At 37.0% G+C, this 20,188-nt stretch carries 13 protein-coding genes; 11 read left to right on the top strand and 2 right to left on the bottom strand.

The genetic code is table 11. The annotated features are described in order from the left end of the window. Nucleotides 1-116: 116 nt before the first annotated feature. The 11 genes from ACF3OC_RS10595 to ruvB all read left to right on the top strand — a co-directional run bounded on the left by ACF3OC_RS10595 (nt 117) and on the right by ruvB (nt 17,053). Nucleotides 117-3,383, top strand: a complete 3,267-nt coding sequence (locus ACF3OC_RS10595; protein WP_392469163.1) for a SusC/RagA family TonB-linked outer membrane protein — start codon at nt 117-119, stop codon at nt 3,381-3,383. Between the two features lie 27 nt (nt 3,384-3,410). Further along, complete coding sequence (locus ACF3OC_RS10590; protein ID WP_392469162.1) at nt 3,411-5,111, top strand: RagB/SusD family nutrient uptake outer membrane protein; 1,701 nt, start codon at nt 3,411-3,413, stop codon at nt 5,109-5,111. 115 nt (nt 5,112-5,226) lie between these two features. After that, nucleotides 5,227-6,522 carry a D-alanyl-D-alanine carboxypeptidase gene (locus ACF3OC_RS10585; protein ID WP_392469161.1) on the top strand — a complete coding sequence of 432 codons (1,296 nt, stop codon included), beginning with the start codon at nt 5,227-5,229 and terminating at the stop codon, nt 6,520-6,522. A gap of 43 nt (nt 6,523-6,565) precedes the next feature. Further along, complete coding sequence (locus tag ACF3OC_RS10580) at nt 6,566-7,882, top strand: MFS transporter (protein WP_182498572.1); 1,317 nt, start codon at nt 6,566-6,568, stop codon at nt 7,880-7,882. Further along, nucleotides 7,882-8,613, top strand: a complete 732-nt coding sequence (locus ACF3OC_RS10575) for a (Fe-S)-binding protein (protein ID WP_392469160.1) — start codon at nt 7,882-7,884, stop codon at nt 8,611-8,613. Before ACF3OC_RS10580 ends, ACF3OC_RS10575 begins: the two co-directional genes overlap by 1 nt. A gap of 21 nt (nt 8,614-8,634) precedes the next feature. After that, nucleotides 8,635-9,513, top strand: coding sequence for a sugar phosphate isomerase/epimerase (locus ACF3OC_RS10570; protein WP_094256508.1), 879 nt, complete (start codon nt 8,635-8,637; stop codon nt 9,511-9,513). Nucleotides 9,514-10,048: 535 nt separating this feature from the next. After that, nucleotides 10,049-11,632: a peptide MFS transporter gene (locus ACF3OC_RS10565; protein ID WP_392469159.1), complete on the top strand. Its 1,584-nt coding sequence runs from the start codon at nt 10,049-10,051 to the stop codon at nt 11,630-11,632. 182 nt (nt 11,633-11,814) lie between these two features. Then, entirely contained in the window at nt 11,815-13,605 is a 1,791-nt protein-coding gene (locus ACF3OC_RS10560; RefSeq protein ID WP_094256506.1) for a peptide MFS transporter, read from the top strand. 20 nt (nt 13,606-13,625) lie between these two features. Then, complete coding sequence (locus ACF3OC_RS10555; RefSeq protein ID WP_094256505.1) at nt 13,626-15,158, top strand: peptide MFS transporter; 1,533 nt, start codon at nt 13,626-13,628, stop codon at nt 15,156-15,158. Between the two features lie 111 nt (nt 15,159-15,269). After that, nucleotides 15,270-16,004, top strand: coding sequence for a polyprenol monophosphomannose synthase (locus ACF3OC_RS10550; protein WP_094256504.1), 735 nt, complete (start codon nt 15,270-15,272; stop codon nt 16,002-16,004). A gap of 29 nt (nt 16,005-16,033) precedes the next feature. After that, nucleotides 16,034-17,053, top strand: coding sequence for a Holliday junction branch migration DNA helicase RuvB (gene ruvB, locus ACF3OC_RS10545; RefSeq protein WP_094256503.1), 1,020 nt, complete (start codon nt 16,034-16,036; stop codon nt 17,051-17,053). A 1-nt stretch (nt 17,054) separates the two neighbouring features. Here the strand turns inward: ruvB and ACF3OC_RS10540 are convergent, their stop codons facing one another. Both ACF3OC_RS10540 and ACF3OC_RS10535 read right to left on the bottom strand, forming a co-directional pair. Further along, nucleotides 17,055-17,600 (bottom strand): hypothetical protein, encoded by a 546-nt coding sequence (locus tag ACF3OC_RS10540; protein ID WP_392469158.1) that lies wholly within the window; start codon nt 17,598-17,600, stop codon nt 17,055-17,057. Between the two features lie 58 nt (nt 17,601-17,658). Beyond that, the gene (locus ACF3OC_RS10535; RefSeq protein WP_182498580.1) at nt 17,659-20,142 is read right to left on the bottom strand and encodes a DPP IV N-terminal domain-containing protein; all 2,484 of its coding nucleotides are present in this window, start codon (nt 20,140-20,142) and stop codon (nt 17,659-17,661) included. Between the last annotated feature and the right edge of the window lie 46 nt (nt 20,143-20,188).

The following is a 20,188-nucleotide window of genomic DNA, read 5'->3' as shown; positions in this document are numbered from 1 at the left end:
TGGAACTTATATGCTTTAAATATTTCTTATTTAATTCCTGGCATTGCTATGCTTAAGAATTAGATACGGAACAGAATTGAACTAATAATTTAACAAACTAACTAACAAATTTTATTATGGGAAGATCAATGAAATTCCATAGCAATTCTTTTATTCCCAAGAGAATGCTAAAAAGTGGTCTTCTGATCTCGATGGGTCTACTCAGCATGAGTAGTGTATCGGCTTCAGAAGTATCGATCTGGAATAAAATCGCAATGCATCCACTGTATGCGATGCAAAGTCCAGTAAAAGGAAAAATCGTCAACCAGGCGGGTGAGCCAATAGCTGGGGCGACGATTAAAATTGTCGGCAAGACCAGTAGTACCTCAACAGATGCATCCGGAAATTTTGAAATTGATGCGCAACCGAATGACATTCTAGTAGTTACTTACGTGGGATATGCATCGGCAAGGCATACCGTGACATCTGCGACACAACCTATTGTCATTTCTCTAACAGAAGATAGTAGTAATCTTGAGGAAGTTATCGTTACGGGTTATAGCGCGCAACGGAAGAAAGATTTAACAGGTTCTGTTGCTGTAGTAAATGTGAATGAATTAAAGTCACAGCCCGCTGGTAGTGCTGTTGAAGCATTACAGGGTCGTGCAACAGGGGTTCAAATCGTAAATGATGGAGCACCAGGTTCTACGCCACAAATCCGTATTCGTGGTTATTCAACTATTAACAACAACGAGCCTTTGTATATCATTGATGGTGTGCCATTTGAGGGTAAATTGAGTTGGTTGAACCAGAATGACATAGAGAGTATGCAGGTGCTGAAAGATGCTTCTGCAGCTTCTATTTATGGTGCTCGTGCGAATAATGGGGTTGTTATTATTACAACCAAAACTGGTAAATCAGGTCGTACGGCTCTTAATCTTGATGCTTATGTAGGTACAGGAGTTCCTAATACAGGAGCATTTCCTAAAATGTTAAGTCCTCAGCAAATTATTGATTTAGAAAAGGATTTATTTGGAATCGATAGAACAATTCCAGAATATTTATTAGCAGGAGGGAAAACCACTGGTATTACGGCTTCTGATGCGGATATGTCCAAATACAATTATGATTTGAAAGATCCAAATGCATTTTATCAGATTACAAAAGCAAATAAAGCAGGGACAGATTGGTTTAAAGAATTATCTCAAAATGCGCCAATTCAGTCTTATCAGTTAAGTGCTTCTGGAGGAACTGAAAATGCTCAATACTCGATGTCTGGAGGATATCTGGATCAAGTAGGTAGCATTATCCATACCGGATTTAGACGTTATAATGCTAGAACGAATACACAATTCAGTGCCTTTAACAAAAAGTTAAGATTTGGAGAAAATCTATCCTATGCTTATACCGAAGGATACGGTATGGGGGTTAATCCAAATACCGCAGGTGGATACCAAGGCGAAGGCTCTGTGTTAGGATTTGCCTATCGTATCCAAAATGTCATCCCGGTATATGATGAGGGAGGAAATTTTGCGGGATCAAAAGGATATAAATTAGGGAATGGTCAGAACCCCGTTGCGATGGCATTCAGGGCGAAAGATAATATGAATCGTTCTAATTTCTTCTTTGGTAATGCATTCGGCGAGTATGATATCATTGATGGATTAACTTACCGTTCAAGTTTTGGATTACGCTATGAGAATTATAACGGAGTAAGTTATAACTATCCAAACCCAGAGTTCTCAGAAGGTAGTTTCAATAATGGTATGAGTGAATATCATGGATATACTACGGAATGGACCTGGACGAATACTTTAAATTATAAGCCTAATTTGGGTGAAGATCATACCTTAAATGTGCTAGTAGGTACAGAGGCGATCTCAAACCGTAATAGAGGAATTTCAGGTGGACGTAATGGATATTTTATATTAAATAGTTTGGATTACTTCTATCTAGATGCAGGTAGTACAAACATTAGTAATGGTGGATCCGGATCGGTTGGTTCCATGTTCTCCATTATGGGTAAGGCAGACTATGCGTATAAGGACCGTTATTTATTGAGTGCAACAGTTCGTCGTGACGGTTCATCCAACTTTGGAGCGAACCATTTATATGGTGTATTTCCAGGGGTAAGCGGAGCATGGCGTATTTCTCAGGAAGAATTTGCTAAAGGAGCAGAATGGTTGACTGACTTAAAGCTACGTGCAGGTTACGGGGTTACAGGTAACCAAAGAATCAGTGCTTATCAGTATTTAGCTAGATATACTACTTCTTTAACAGCATCATCGTATCCGATTAATAACGAGATTGTAACTGGTGTTTGGAAAAGTGATTATCCAAATGAAAACATCAAATGGGAACAGGTAAGTTCCTTAAATCTAGGTTTGGACTTTACAGTATTAAATGGGGATTTTGATGGATCGATTGATTGGTTTAATAAATCTACAACAGATATGTTATTCCGTGTTCCATTGCCAGCTACAGCAGTAGGTCGTGCGACTGCACCGGTTCAAAATATTGGTGAAATGAGAAATAGAGGTATTGAGGCGTCTTTAGGATATCACTATGGATATAGACAAGAATCTGCATTTACATTTGATGTAGCAGCAAACTTCTCGAAATACAAAAATGAAGTTGTAGCCTTATCACCTGCGGTAGCCCAAGTAAATTATGGTGCATTCCGTTCAATGCAAACCTCATTATTAAAAGCTGGCGAGCCATTTGGAGCATTTTATGGCTATCAAGCGATTGGAGTTTATCGTGATGAGGCCGACTTAAATAATTCTCCAAAATATGGTGGTGCCCGTTTAGGAGGTATTAAATATGCAGATTTAAATGGTGATGGTGTATTAGGTCCTGAAGACAGAACAGTTATCGGATCACCACATCCAGATTTTGTTTATTCCTTGAATTTGAATGCAGCCTATAAAAACTTTGATGTATTATTATACTTCTATGGTTCACAAGGTAATGACTTATATGAAGCGACACGTTACTTCACTGACTTTGGAGTATTTGATGGTCAAAAAAGTGTAAGAGCATTAAATTCATGGCGTCCAGATAATCACAATAGCGATGTTCCAACGGTTGTAAATCCGGGTTCAGATTTGAATGAGATGGAAGTTGCGACTTCAAGTTATTATATTCAAGATGGTAGTTTCTTAAAATTAAAGAACTTCCAATTAGGATATAATTTCCAAACGAAGAAGTTATTTGGCGACAATACCACATTTAACAAGTTCAGAGTTTATTTTGGGGTAACCAATTTATTTACGATTACCAAATATGAGGGTTTAGATCCTGAGATTTCGGCGACTCCATCAGATTATCCGGCATTGGGTGTTGACTTTGGTATTTATCCGCAAGCGCGCCAATACACATTTGGTCTTAGTTTAGGGTTTTAATCGGGAATTAATTTAAAAAGTACAATCATGAAACGAAATAAATTAATGATTCTTTTAGGAGCGGGGATGCTATTAGTTAGTTCCTGTGGGAAAGAATTTTTACAGAAATTACCTCAGGGTCAGTTATCTGAGCCCCAGGTAGGGAATAAGGATGGTGTTGAAGGTGCATTAATAGGTGCATATAGTATTTTAAATGGTAATGTGAGTGGAACATGGGGGAATTATGCTTCGGCTCCGAGTCAATGGTTATTTGGGGAGGTTGCTGGTGGTAATGCCCACAAAGGTTCCAGTTCATCTGACCAGCCTTATATGATGAATATTGAGACCTTTAAAGCGACCAGTGTCAATGACAACTTGAGTTCGATGTGGCAGGTTTATTACGAAGGTATTCAACGTTGTAACACGACCTTGAAGTTATTGAATGATGACCAAGCAGGTGAGAAGGCCATTACAGCTGAACGTGCGAAGGAAATTCAAGGCGAAGCAAGAATGCTGCGTGCTCATTATTATTTTTATTTATGGAGGATTTTTAAGAATATTCCATATATCGATGAGAACACGACTTTGGATGAGGCGTTAAAAGTTTCAAATGAGCCGGATATTAAGCCTAAGATCGAGGCGGATTTAAAATTTGCGGTAGATAATTTGCCAGCTACAAAAATCAAGAATGAATTTGGAAGAATGGATAAAATAGCTGCTAAAGCTTATCTGGGCAAGTTCTTATTATATCAAAAGAAATACAGCGAAGCTTTACCATTGTTTAAAGATGTTATGGCAGGCAAGAACCTAGAGAATATGGGTTTCCGCGACAATTTTGATGTGACTAAAGAAAACGGTCCTGAGGTAGTGATGGTTTCCAAGCATGCGATTAATGGAAATGGTAACGCAGAAAATGGAAACGTGGGTGATATGTTATCAGGATTCTATGGTAATGCACCGGTAAGTTGTTGTGGATTTTATAATCCTACATTTGACTTGGTAAATTCCTTCAAGGTAGATGCCAATGGATTACCATTATTAGATACTTATAGAAATGATCCATATTATTCTGATTTCAAATTAACAGGGAAAGCGAAAGAGGACTATGTTCTTAATGTTAATTTGGCTTTTGATCCACGTATTGACTATACTATTGCAAGAAGAGGAGTTGAATTTTTAGATTATGGAATTATGCCAGGTGATTCATGGATTAGAGAGCCTTCTTTTGCTGGGCCATTTTTACCTGGAAAGCAAATGGTTCCTAAATCTCAATTTGCATCCAATACAGCGCCAGGAGAGGCTTACATCACGGGTTTAGATGTGAATATCATTCGTCTTGCGGATGTTTATTTAATGGCTGCGGAGTGTGAGATTGAAGCAGGTAACTTAGCTGGAGCATTGAAATTGGTGAATTCAGTTCGTGCTCGTGCTGCGAAGTTAGCACCTAAGAAAACAGCTACAGGAGTTAATGCTGCCAAATATAATGTAAAACCTTATCCAAATTTCCCTAGTGCGGATTATGCTCGTAAAGCAGTTCGCTTCGAAAGAAGATTAGAATTGGCCTTAGAAGGTCATAGATTCTTTGACTTGGTTCGTTGGGGAATTGCGAAAGAGACTGTTGAAAGCTATTCAGCCTTTGAAGGAGGAATTCTTAGCCCTTATAAAGGGATTACTTTTGGGCCAAAGAATGAATATTGGCCAATCCCTCAAACCGAGTTAGATAGGAACGAAAACTTAAAACAGAATTAAGGAGTTAATTCAATAAGAGAATTAAGGGCTGATCATCACGATCAGCCCTTCTTTTTGTACTATAAAAACTTTGTTTCAATTAATAAAAAAGTAGAAAAATTACTAAGTTTACCAAATGAGAAGCATATTAATCCTACTGGGTTTATTGGCTTGTTTACAATCCAAGGCACAATTAATCCAAAACCTAAATCAAGAATTCCAAAAATCCGAGGTATTACCAAAACATTACTATGGATTTAGTCTGTATGATATAGATGAACAACGTTTCGTCTATGATCATAATCAAGACAAGCATTTTACTCCTGCATCAAACACCAAAGTCTTTACCTTATTTGCCTCCTTAAAATTAATTGGGGATTCTATTCCTGGAATTGCTTATGTAGAACGTGGAGATTCCCTTATATTTTGGGGAACTGGGGATCCAACATTCTTGCATCCAAGATTGGATAATGGTCGAGTATATAACTTTTTGAAAAACAGCAATAAAAAGTTGTTCTATTCAAGTACTGCAACACAAGAGCCAACCTATAGAAATGGATGGTCAATTGAGGATTATGAATTCTATTATCAACCGGAGTTATTTCCATTTCCAATATATGGCAATGTTGTTCAATTTAGAGAGGTCAATGGTCAATTGCGATTATTCCCAAGCTATTTTGAAAGGGATGTAAAGCAGTTGTCCGATACAACTACACGCTATAGGATTCATAGGGCATTGGAAAATAACACATATGAAGTCAATGAACTTCCATTGCCAAAGAATTATGTCAATGAGAAACCATTCCGTCCAAGTGATAGTTTGTTAGTGATCTTACTTCAGGATACCTTAAAGAAGGATGTTGGTTTGGTAAATCAGCCCTTACCTTCAAATTTTAAGATTGTCAACTCCGTTCCTAAAAGAGAAGTAGAGCGGGAGATGATGCTGCCGAGTGATAATTTTCTTGCAGAACAGCTAAACATGGTTGCTTCATTCTTGAAGTACAATAGTTTTAAAACGGAGGACCTTCGTCAATACATGAAGGATACCTATTACAGCAAGTTGAGTGACTCCATTGAATTGCGAGATGGAAGTGGATTATCGAGTTATAATAAGATTACTCCACGAAGTATGGTTCAAGTATTACTTGAGATAAACAACGAAGTTCGCGATGAGACAGCGAAATTGTATTTATTTCCAGCTGGAGGATTAGAAGGTACTTTGAAAAATGTCTATCCAACGCCAGGCGGTAAAGCCTTTGTTTGGGCCAAAACCGGAACAATCAATAGCGTTCATTGTCAGAGTGGTTATATTTTGACCAAAAAAGGGAAAAGGTATGCTTTTTCATTTTTGAACAATAACTTCCTGGGGAGTTCATCGCCAGTTCGTAAAGAAATGGTAAGAATCGTAACGCATATCTACGAAAATTTTTAAACCAGTTCAAAAATCAAATGCTATATTCGCATAAGCAAATCTTATGAAAATATTCAAAAAGAATGATAAGAAGTTAATTCGGTCATGGTCCATGTATGATTGGGCGAATTCAGCTTATAACCTGGTTATCAATTCCACGATTTTTCCTGTTTATTATACGACAATTACGAAGAATCCAAATACCAATGATACAGTATCATTTTTTGGAATCGAGGTGATCAATACAGCTTTATCGAATTTTGCCTTATCCATTGCTTATTTATTGATGGCATTGGGTTTACCATTTATTTCGGCCTATTCAGATGCAGCGGGCAAGCGTAAGTTTTTCATGAAACTATTCACCTATATTGGCGCCATAGCTTGTATGGGTTTATTTTTCTTTAAGCTGAATACTTTAGAATGGGGTATTTTCTGTTATGCATTAGCGGCGATGGGTTATATAGGCGGGGTAGCCTTCAATAACTCTTATTTACCGATCATAGCCAGTCCAGATCAGCAAGACAGGGTCAGTGCACAAGGATTTGCCTATGGATATGTAGGTTGTGTGACCTTACAGATCATCTGTTTTATTTTTATTTTCAAACCTGAGTGGTTTGGAATTACAGATGGATCCTTTCCTGCGAGATTCTCCTTTTTATTAGTTGGCTTATGGTGGTTGTTATTTGCCCAGATTCCATTTAAGTTTTTACCTAGAAATAAACCAACGGTAGGATCAGAGAGGCTTCCATTTTTTACCAAGGTCAAAAAGGAGTTTACTACAGTATTGGGTCAGATCAAACAGATAGAGGCGATCAAGACCTTTTTGCCGGCCTATTTCTTTTATTCGATGGGAATTCAGACCCTATTGATTGTTGCTGCTGCATTTGGTGAGAAGGTGTTAAACCTAGGGGCAAGCAAGTTGATTGCTTCTATTCTTTTGATACAGATTGTTGCGATTGGAGGGGCCTATTTGATGTCAGTTGCTGCGAAGAAAGTTGGAAACATCAAGGTATTGATAGTTGTAGTATTCTTTTGGATATTGATCTGTTGTGCATCATTTTATATGAGCAATGAATATCAATTTTACGGTATGGCCTTTACAGTTGGATTATTGATGGGAGGGATACAGTCCTTATCCAGATCGACTTATTCGAAGTTAATTCCAGAAGATATTGAGGATACGACTTCATTTTTTAGTTTTTATGATGTAACCGAAAAAGTAGCCATTGTGATTGGTTTATTTAGTTTCGGCATTATAGAACAGATAACACAAAATATTCGATATTCGGCATTGTTTCTGTCTGTATATTTTATCATTGGGTTTTTGTTGTTGTTTCGTGTGTTAAAATTTAATAAATTACAGATTATTCAAGGCGATTAATGCATAAAGTAGAGTTATTTATTCCCTGTTTTATTGATCAGTTATATCCGGAAACTGCCTTCAATACGGTGAAGTTGTTAGAGAAGGCGGGTTGTAAGGTTGTATATAATACGGATCAGACCTGTTGTGGTCAACCGGCTTATAATGCGGGATTTTGGGATGATGCAAAAAAGATAGGTCAGAAATTTTTGAATGACTTCAATGATGAGCATCCCATAGTTAGTCCTTCAGCATCCTGTGTTGGGATGGTTAGAGGTGGTTATGATGATTTATTTACGAATTCCATCGAGCATAATAAATGCAGATCCATTAAACGTAATATTTTCGAGATTAGTGATTTTCTGGTGAATGTTTTGCAGAAGGAATATTTTGGAGCAGAATTGGTTGGTACAGCGGTTTACCATGATTCATGTTCAGCATTGCGTGAATGCAAGATCAAGGAGGAGCCAAGGCGACTATTGAGTCATGTTGGGGGATTGGAGATTGTCGAGATGCGCGATCAAGAGACCTGTTGTGGATTTGGAGGAACCTTTGCGGTGAAATTTGAAGGTATTTCAGCGGCGATGGCGGAGCAGAAGGTTCAGAATGCATTAAATGTAAAGGCTGATTATATTATTTCGACAGACTCATCATGTTTGTTGCAATTACAGGCCTATATAGAAAAGAATCAACTTCCCATTAAGACAATGCATCTTGTAGATGTATTAACGTCTGGATGGGCTAATATCTAATAACACTTATATAACAAAATCATGAGTTCAAGAAGAGAGTTTTTAAGAAACCTAGGACTGGTAACAGCAGGGGTAACCCTAGCACCATCATTAGATGTATTTGCAGCCAAGAAAGATTGGTTTCAAATTTCATTAGCGGAGTGGTCCTTACATAAAAAACTTTTCAAAGGTGATTTAAAAAACATTGATTTTCCTGAGTATACTGCCAAGAATTTTGGCATTTATGGAGTTGAATATGTAAATCAGTTCTTTAAGGATAAGGCAAAGGATATGACCTACTTAAAGGATTTGAATAACCGGGCAAAAGACAACGGCGTGAAGAACGTCCTGATAATGATTGATGGCGAAGGAAGCTTAGGCGATCGCGATGAGGCGAAACGTAAGCAGGCGGTAGAAAACCATTATAAATGGATTGATGCAGCAAATTTCTTAGGATGTCATGCGATTCGTGTAAATGCTGCCGGAGAAGGAACTAAAGAAGAGGTTAAAGATCAAGTTGTAAAAAGCTTAGCTACTTTAGCTGATTATGGTAAAAAGGGTAAAATCTCAGTTGTAGTAGAAAACCACGGTGGTATTTCTTCACATGGAGATTGGTTATCAGACGTCTTAAAGACTGTAGGTAAGAAGAATTGTGGTAGTTTACCTGATTTTGGAAACTTTTACGAGTATGATCGTTATAAGGGAGTTGCTGAATTAATGCCATATGCCAAAGGAGTTAGTGCAAAATCACATGATTTCGACGCCAATGGTAATGATACGAAAGTAGACTTCGGAAAAATGATGGAGATCGTAAAGAATGCTGGATATAAAGGTTATGTGGGCATCGAATACGAAGGAAGCAATATTTCAGAGGATGAAGGTATTAAATTGACTAAAACTCTTTTAGAGAGATTTAAATAAAATCTGAAAATGATTGAAGGAGGCAAGACAATAGTTTTGCCTCTTTTTTTATGGGCTGAATTTTGGCCTTATCTTGATTATTATTGATTTTCAATAAATATTATAATACAGGTGGCTGAAGGAAAATAAAGTTATCAACGTAAAAAAATGTTTACACAATAAGTTTAGGATTCGAAAAATTAAGAATATATTAAAGTTGAATTCGGGAAAGGGGATGTTTATTTGAAAACAAGAAAAATACATAATTGACATCAAATAGTGGAGATGGTTGAGTATTTGGTTGTGATGCTGTATGTCTGTTTATGATTTGGTAATTTTTCTTCTATTTCTTTTTAAAAATTCAATCCTAAAAAAGGGGTGGACTTTTAAATTATCATTAAACTATCGTTAAAAAAATGATTCATAAGAATATAAATTTTGGGATAGTTGTTGAAAATAGAATGCTGCAAATTCTAAATAAAAATTTGTTAATTTGCTATCCTGAAAAAATAATGTTCTGTAATTAATTCTATATTAACATAAATATCAATAACCGATGAATCAAGAAAAAGACCAAGAATTGGTCCAACACCTTGCCAAACAAGGCGTTGACGATAAAATGGTGATGGGGCATCCTGCAAGTCTATTTGTCCTATTCTTTACTGAGATGTGGGAGCGTTTCAGTTATTATGGGATGCGTGCCTTATTAACTGTCTTCTTAATCACCGAGATTGTAAAAGGTGGTTGGGGATGGACCAATGGTGAAGCCATGGAATTGTATGCATGGTATACAGGATTGGTTTATTTGACACCATTAATTGGTGGTATGATTGCCGATAAATTAACCGGCTACCGGAAAGCTATATTATGGGGAGCATTAATTATGACCTTAGGTCACGCTTCAATGGCCTTAGAAGGTTCTTCCAACACATTTTTTTATATAGGTTTAGTACTCATGATCTTGGGTAATGGTATGTTCAAACCGAATATTTCTTCGATGGTTGGGCAATTATACCCAGATTCATCAGCAAAGAAAGATGCTGGTTATACTATTTTCTACATGGGTATTAACTCAGGGGCATTCCTAGGAATGTTATTATGTGGTTATATCGGTGAGAAAATTGGATGGCATTATGGATTTGGATTAGCTGGAGTATTTATGTTCTTTGGTATGGTTCAATTTTATTTTGCTCAAAAGATTTTTGGAGTAATTGGAGAAAAACCGGGGACAGTTCATACGCCAGAAGAGCATGTTCATAATATTGCAGAGGAGGATCATACACCTAAGAATGTGGTTAGAGATCGTTTAATTGTAGTTGCCGTATTAATGATTGCGAGTATCTTCTTTTTCTTTGCATTTGAGCAAGCAGGAGGATCGATGACCATTTTTGCAAAAAACTATACTCAACGTGTATTAGATGGTAATGCTGGAGAGATTTTCAAATGGGTAGATGCGGCATTAACGATATTCCCCATTTTAATCGTGACTTGGGTATTATTCAAATTATCGCAACAGATTTTCAGTAAATATCCTCTGACAGTTATTTTCACTGCTCTTTCCTTTGCTATTATTTGGGCATTGGGAATCTGGAAAGTAAATAGAGAGTTTACAGTAGATACTACCGAAGTAACCGTTTCATGGTTTCAGATCTTAAATTCCTTCTTCATCATCACCCTAGCTTCTTCCTTCTCTAAATTATGGGAGAAAGTATGGAATCCTTCAGGACCGGTGAAATTCGCATTTGGATTGATATTGGTAGCAGTAGGGTTCTTGGCATTGGCTTATGGATCCATGTCTATCCCTTCAGGAGCACAAACCGCATCGGTAAGCATGATTTGGTTGATATTAGCTTATTTCTTCCATACTACAGGAGAGTTATGTGTATCTCCAGTTGGATTATCGTATGTAAGTAAGCTTTCGCCTAAGAAATTTGCCGGATTATTATTTGGATTATGGTTTACAGCGTCTGCCATTGCAAACTTCATTGCAGGTATGACTGGTTCCTATATTGATAAGATTACTGAAACATATTCCATGACCGTATTCTTTTTGATTATTGCTGCATTACCAATTTTTGTTGCATTACTTCTATTAATGTTCAACGGAAAATTAAAGAAAATGATGCATGGCATTCAATAATAATTGGAGTTAAAATAAGATATAATTAGGCTGAATTGGTAAAAGATTCAGCCTTTTTTGATAAAAGAGATTGAAGAATAGATAGGTCAAATGGGATTGTGATTTTAGAGAATCGGTGGAAACCTGAAAGTTTTATTTATTTTTACAAATTCAATATTAACACTAAGTAGAAAATATAGTTTATGAGTAAATCTACAGATGCTTCATTTTCAGCGGAATTAGAGAAGCAGGGACTGGATGGGAATTTGGTTTTGGGTCATCCCTCGGGGCTATTTGTCTTGTTTTTCACGGAGATGTGGGAGCGTTTTTCTTTTTATGGGATGCGTGTCCTCTTGATCAATTTTTTAACCAGTGCGATTATTTCCGGCAGTCCTTTTTCAGGATGGGGTTGGGATCCAGTTCAAGCAGGAGCATTGTATGGTACCTACGCGATGTTATTATACATTTCTCCAATTTTTGGAGGAATATTAGCAGATAAGTATCTCGGCTATCGTTATGCGATTGTAATAGGAGCTGCGATTATGACCTTAGGGCACTTGTTTATGGCCTTTGATACTCCATTATTCTTGTATCTTGGCTTAGGAGCACTAGTATTAGGAACCGGTTTTTTTAAACCGAATATGACTTCCATTCTGTCAGAAATGTACAAGAAGTTTCCTCAGAAAAAAGATGCTGCCTATACTATCTTTTACATGGGTGTAAATTCAGGTGCATTTTTTGGGATGATGTTATGTGGTTATTTGGGTGAGAAAGTAGGATGGCACTGGGGATTTGGTCTAGCGGGGATTTTTATGTTTTTAGGAACTCTTCAATTTTGGTTTGCCAAACCTATTTTCGGAACCGTTGGTGATCCTCCTACAGCAGAGCAGAAAGAAGCGAAAGCTGAGGCAATGCGTGCTGAAAATCCAGATGATAAACCTAATCCATTTACAGGTCTAGATATTATTCTAATCGTAATCATGACTATTTTAGGTCTTGGATATGCTTTCAATGATCCACTTTCTAAGATTTCAGGAATAGATATATTATCTAGTTTGCAAATTGGTTCCATGGCAGGACAGAATGTAGCCATAATAGCGGCTTTAATCTTGTTCCTATTTGTTGTTATTTCGCGTTTAACTAGATATACAAAAGTTGTTCGGGACCGATTGATAGCAGTCATCATCTTTGCTTTCTTCGTTATTTTCTTTTGGATGTCCTTTGAACAAGGGGCTTCTTCATTAGTGATATTTGCGCGGGATAGTGTTGACAGAAGTTTATCTGGAGATTCTTTGATGGCATTCAATGTGATCAATAGTTTATTAACGGTTGTTCCATTATTATTTGTTACCTACGCTGTAGCAATGTTAACCAAGAAAACTTTTGGAAAAGCGCCATTATCCAATTTGGTGCAAATGCTTTGTTTTGGAGGGATTTGGGGAATTGCATTATGGATGCTTTATAAGGAATTCACAGCTGAATCTTCAGAAATTGCTGTTTCATGGTTTTCCATCATGAACTCATTCTTTATCATCACCTTTGCCAATTTCGTTTCTAAAATTTGGGATTCAAAATATAATCCACCTGCTACCGTAAAATATGGTATGGGATTAATTATCATGGCTATAGGATTTGGGCTATTAGCTTTTGGTGCGAATGGATTACAGGCAGGAGTGAAGGTTTCGATGGTATGGCTGATTCTGGCCTATATGTTCCATACACTCGGCGAGTTATGCTTATCGCCAGTGGGCTTATCCTATGTATCTAAATTAGCTCCAGCACGAATGATTGGGTTTATGTTTGGGATGTGGTATTTAGCTTTAGCTATTGGAAATAAGTTAGCTGCGATTTTAGGTGGTCAGATCGATAATATTACGAAGGAATATTCATTAAGTACCTTTTTCTTGATTTTTACAATTGTTCCAATTGCTGCCGGTTTGTTGGTGATGTTATTGAATCCAGTTGTGAAGAAATTGATGCATGGTGTTAAATAGAACCAATTATTACATTTATTATGGCTACTAAAGCACAAGAATCTCTTGCGGAGATTCAAAATTTTTCGGGAAAATACCCCAAACAGATCTGGAGGTTATTTTTTTCTGAGATGTGGGAGCGATTCTGTTTTTACGGGATGCGCGGGATGTTGGTATTCTTTATGATTACCCAATTAAATTTTGGTGAAAGTGAAGCCAACCTTCAATATGGAGCTACCCAAGCCTTTGTTTATGCATTTACTTTTATCGGAGGATTATTTGCAGATAAGATTCTAGGATTTCGGAAGTCTTTGTTTTTTGGAGGTTTGTTGATGATTGTGGGCTCCGCACTATTATCCATTGATACCCATCAGTTTTTTTATTTCGGTTTAGCCTTTATCATTATTGGTACAGGATTTTTTAAGCCAAACATTTCTACGATGGTCGGAGAACTGTATAAAGATGGTGATAACCGTCGTGATGCAGGATTTTCCTTATTCTATGCAGGTATTAACCTAGGTGCATTCTTAGGGGGCTATATCTGTGTTGCTATTGGGAAGGGCTATATGTTGAGTTCAGTAATCGATGAAGCATATCGTTGGAATGTTGCTTTTGGACTAGCTGCAGTAGGTATGTTGATCAGTTTGATCAATTTTCAATTTACGAAACATGAGTTAGGTCCAATTGGATTACAACCAGGGCATCCAGATGCGATTATTCAATCTAAAGCATTGCCGAAGTGGGTTGAATATGCCGTTTATATCGGGACCTTGTTATTTATTCCATTGATTCAGATCATGGTTTCAAAAACTGAGTATACCAATTATTTTATGGCCATAATTGGTCCTTTGACTTTGATATATCTGTTTTATGAAATGTCAAAAGTTGAAAAGAAGGAATTCCATAAGTTGGTTGCTGCGCTTGTATTCATATTATTTTCCATTGTATTTTGGGGGATTTACGAACAAAGCGGTGGCTCCCTGAGTATTTTTGCGGCAAAGAACTTAAATGATACCGTTCTAGGCGGTGCAATCCGACTTGATCCAAATGGAGTAAATAATTCTGGAGGAGCTTTGTTTATCATTATTCTAGCGCCATTATTTGGTTTATTATGGTTATGGTTAGCGAAGCGTAAATTGGAACCGAATACGATTATTAAATTCGGATTAGGGTTCTTGTTTTTAGGATTAGGATACTACGTACTATATGCAACCAGATTTTTCGCTACAGGGGGTATTACCTCATTGGATATTTTTACTGGGGCTCTTTTGGTCATTACGATTGGTGAATTATGTTTATCACCGATAGGTCTATCCATTATGACCAAATTATCACCAGCCAAGTTGCAAGGAATAATGATGGGTATGTGGTTTTTAGCAAGTGCGTATGGTCAATATGTTGCCGGATTGATTGGTGCGAGCATGGCACAAGCTAGAGAAGGCGATACTTTGGTCGATAAATTAATAACTTATACGGAGGGTTATAAGCAGTTAGGCTTATATTCATTAATTGCGGGAGCAATTTTGATTATCCTCTCTCCATTTATAAAAAAGCTCATGCATGGAGTGAATTAGAAATTAAGCCGAATAAGTTATTTATTCGGCTTTTTTATGATTATATCTTGTCAGAGAGTCCTTATTAGTTTGGTTCTAATTGCTTAACTTTACCGCATTAAAAAATATAGCGTGTCAGACAGCATAGTTATCATTCCTACCTACAACGAGAAGGAAAACATAGAGAGAATAATTCGAAAGGTCTTTACATTAGAGATTGAATTTGATATTCTTATTGTAGATGATGGTTCTCCTGATGGGACGGCCAATATTGTAAAAGCCTTACAAGCAACAGAATTTTCAGGCAGACTTTTTATAGAAGAGAGGAAAGGGAAATTGGGATTAGGAACTGCCTATATTCATGGATTCAAATGGGCCCTGCAAAGGTCCTATGAATTTATTTTTGAGATGGATGCAGATTTTAGTCATAATCCAGATGATCTCATCCGATTACGGGATACTTGTAAAAATGGCGGTGCTGATATGGCGATTGGTTCTCGATATATTAAAGGGGTAAATGTTGTCAACTGGCCGATGAATCGGGTTTTGATGTCATATTTTGCTTCGGCTTATGTGCGTCTGATTACAAGGATCAAGATTCAGGATGCTACCGCGGGGTTTGTTTGTTTCCGTCGGGAAGTTTTGGAAACCATTCCTTTGGACAAGATCAAGTTTGTTGGATATGCTTTCCAGATTGAAATGAAATTTACAGCCATCCAATATGGCTTTAATGTTGTCGAAATTCCTATTATTTTTACGGATAGAACCTTGGGAACTTCGAAAATGAGTACAAAGATTTTTAAAGAAGCTTTCTTTGGTGTAATACAGATGAAACTTGGAAGTTTATTTAAAAATTACGAGAGATAATTATTAAATTAAGATTTGTGTTCTAAGATATGAATGAAAACCTTGATCCCAACCCAGAGAGACTGACGCCGACTGATAAAGATTTGGAGAGGGTACTTCGTCCGCAGAGTTTTGACGATTTTACTGGTCAGGCAAAGATATTGGAGAACCTATCTATATTCGTAAAGGCGGCGAAATTACGTGGAGAAGCCTTAGACCACGTTTTATTGCATGGCCCTCCGGGATTAGGAAAAACTACCTTATCTCATATCATTGCCAATGAAATGGGAGTAGGGATAAAAATCACTTCAGGACCTGTATTGGATAAGCCAGGCGATTTAGCTGGGCTCTTGACCAACCTGGAAGAAGGAGATATTCTTTTTATTGATGAAATCCACCGTTTAAGCCCTCTAGTTGAAGAATACCTCTATTCCGCTATGGAGGACTTCAAAATTGACATCATGCTGGAAACAGGCCCTAATGCCCGTTCTGTGCAGATATCATTGAATCCATTTACCTTAGTTGGTGCTACTACTCGTTCCGGATTATTGACTGCACCCTTGCGTGCTCGTTTCGGAATCAATTCGAGGCTTCAATATTATGATTCAAAATTATTAACAGACATCGTCATGCGATCGGCAATTATCTTGAATGTTCCTATTTCAGAAGAAGGGGCCTTTGAAATTGCGCGCAGAAGTCGAGGAACCCCAAGGATTGCGAATGCCTTATTGAGAAGGACCCGTGATTTTGCTCAGATCAAAGGCAATGGTTCCATTGACAAGGCCATTTCGCAGTTTGCTCTGAATGCATTAAACGTTGATGAGCATGGATTGGATGAGATGGATAATCGCATTTTAAGTACGATTATTGAGAAATTTAAAGGCGGTCCAGTAGGTCTTAAGACTATTGCAACTGCTGTAGGAGAAGACGAAGGAACGATTGAAGAGGTTTATGAGCCATTCTTGATTCAGGAAGGATATTTAATGCGAACTTCCAGAGGAAGGGAATGTACTGAATTAGCCTTTAAGCATTTGGGGAAAACCCATAATAAAGGAAATACATTATTTTAGGCTAATTTCTTAGTCTTTTTAAGATATAGGCACCTCTGCTTTTTAAGGCAGGGGTATTTTCTTTTTCAAGGTTTAGTTCTATCAATAAACCTAATTCCTTTGCCAACCAATCATAATAAGGTATCAATCGGTATAATATATCAAAGCCATTGACCTTAACTGCAATCGGGCAATCGCTGTCTTCTAGAATATCAAAGGTCTTTTCCAAGATAATTTCCCTTTGATCATCTGATAATTTAATAGTTTTGTTGGATTTAGATAATAACCACATTATCAATTTGGTATAACTTCTTAATGCACTCCAATTTTTTAAGGTTTTAAAATTCTCAACCAACTGATTATTGGTAGAATTAAAGAGTTGATTTTTCTTTAATAGCAGGTGTTCCAAAGCCCAGGAACTTCGAAAACAAAGTCTTTGATCCGGGTCATCCTTACTCCATTTTAGCAACTGTTCCAAGCTAACCTCCTTTAGGATTTCCTCATTCAAGTCAGAAGCCCCAAAATGCTTTAGGGCTTCTATAAAATGACTAGTATTTTGATCAGGCATATTTTCTATTGAAATAATAAGTCTTTAAAATAGAAAGAAAATATGATTTTTCAGGATATTATTTCATTGGTTTATCCCTGTTCATTTCCATGATATCGACTTCATTCATTTCAGAAGCACCCAATAAGTGCTGGCTGAAATAATCTGCCATTCTCCAGAAGAAATATTCAGTCATATCGCCAAATCCATGTCTTTGGCCAGGCAATAGTAAGAAATCAAATCTTTTATTCGCTCTGATTAAGGCATCAACCATACGGATTGAGTTCGCAGGGTGCACATTATTATCAATGTCACCAGTTACGATCAATAATTTACCTTTTAGGTTTTTCGCCAGTTCAGTATTTCTTTGGATGTTATAAGAGAAGGTTGTATCCCCTTTTGCACTAACTTCTTCTTTTACTCCATGGTGTCTTTCACTCCACCAACGGTTATAGATATTGTTTTCATGATTTCCAGCACCAGAAACGGCTACCTTAAAGAAATCTGGGTATACCAACATCGCAGCAGTAGACATAAATCCACCACCAGAGTGTCCAGTGATTCCAACTCTGCTGACATCAATAAATGAGTATTTATCAGCCAATTGTTCAGCAACCACCTTTTTGTCTTCCAAGCCATAATCCCGGAGGTTTCCATATCCATAAGTGTGGTACCATTTAGAACGGGATGGATGGCCACCACGGTTACCTACCGAAATAACGATGAATCCCATTTGCGCTAAACGGTCAATACGGTCCATCGATCGACCGAAGCTTTTGTTCACTGCTTCAGTTTGAGGTCCTGGATACACATATTCAATAATAGGATAGGTTTTGGTTGAGTCAAAATCAAAGGGTTTGTACATCACCCCGTATAAATCTGTAATGCCGTCACCAGCTTTTACTTTAAATGGCTCAGGGAATTTATAACCAGCAGCAAAAAGATTAGAAAGGTCTGTTTCTTCCAATTTCATAACAAGCTGGCCTGATGCATTATACAGGTTACTAATAGGAGCAGTGTTTACTCTCGAATAGTTGTCAACAAAATAATTGCTGGATTCGCTAGTTAAAACCTGATGATCAAAATCTCCAGGAGTCAATAATTTTACGGGACCCCCATTTTTATTTACAGAGTAATAGAAGGTATAATATGGATCAAGGTCTTTTTCTTTACCATTGGCCTTAAAGTATAAGGTTCCTGTTGCCTCATTATATCTTGTTAGATCATCACAATGGAATTCACCTTTTGTAATTTGATTGATCAGTTTTCCATTTTTGTCGTATAGGTAGAAATGTCCCCATCCATCACGTTGAGACCAATGGATAAATTGATTTCCATTATTGATAAAATATGGTTTTTTAACATCTTGGTAAACGTTTGAACGTTCTTCTACCAAAGTTCTAGTTTCGCCATTGGTATTGACTGCAACGATATCAATTCGTTTTAAATCACGGCTTGATCTAGCGATATAAAATTCCTCATCATTCCCCAACCAATAATTGATATAATGCTTTCCTTTGTAGCTTTCTTTATTGCGATCCTTGTTCCACAAACTTATGGTTTGGTTTTTAAAAGCTGAAACATTGATTTGTCTAGGCTTTAAGGTGTTGCTATCGAAAATATAAAGCTCAACTTCAGTAGAATCTGTTTCACCTGGCATCAAATACTTATAGGTTTCCAGGGTAGGTCGGGTTTTCGCAACATTATTGATTACCCATAGAGCGCTATACTCCCGGTTGTCCTTACGAGTCAAAGTAAAATATTTACCATTCGGAGACCAGTTTATCCAAACCGGTTTTCTCTTTTTCTTGTCCTCATCCTCCGATTTTTTATCTCCTGTCGTGACACTATATTCATCACCACCCCAAGCATAATATTGCACGCCATCCGTCGTGATTTGATGTTCAACAATGGTAGAATCCTTCTCATCTTTTTGAGCTTTCAGGTAATTGCTATAATCCATCCAATATAGGTTGTAATTTTTAGCGTAGTAAACCCTACTGGTATCAGGATTGAAGTTAGCCCAGAATAATTTGGTTTTTTCTTTACTTTCTTCGCTTAGTTCTTTAAGATTATTATTGCTCAGATTATATTCAAAGTAATAAAGCTTCTTTTTGATCGTATCCTTTTTATTTGTCAATTTCTTGATTTCATCTTTAGATTTGACCGTATCCTTAGTACTTTGAACCTCAAAACGGATAAGGTTCTCATCATCCATGAAACGTAGGTTTCGGATATCCAGGTGTTGAGCATCAAAAGGATTCTTTACAATGGATGTAATTCTTGCTGCCATATCAGCATGGTCAAACAGCTCGGACTTCTTTTTAGTTTTGGGGTCTACGAGATACCATTTTTTACCTTTTGGGGTATTGTATTCATACCAAAACTTGTCACCAAAATTGATCCAGTTGGGATTTACTTCAGTAGAGAAGATTAATTTACTGAGTTTGCTTGGTGAGAATTTAGATGCAAGTTGATAATTAGGCTTTGTAAGATTGGACTTATCTTGTCCATTTGAAATAACAAAGGTTAATAAAAAAATAAAAGAGAAAAAGTACTTCATTACATTAATTAAGTCAATATTTGAAAGAGCGAAAATATCTATTTAT

This window comes from Sphingobacterium cellulitidis (genome assembly GCF_043187465.1).
Lineage (GTDB): Bacteria > Bacteroidota > Bacteroidia > Sphingobacteriales > Sphingobacteriaceae > Sphingobacterium > Sphingobacterium cellulitidis.
This window is presented reverse-complemented; position numbering and strand designations above follow the sequence as displayed.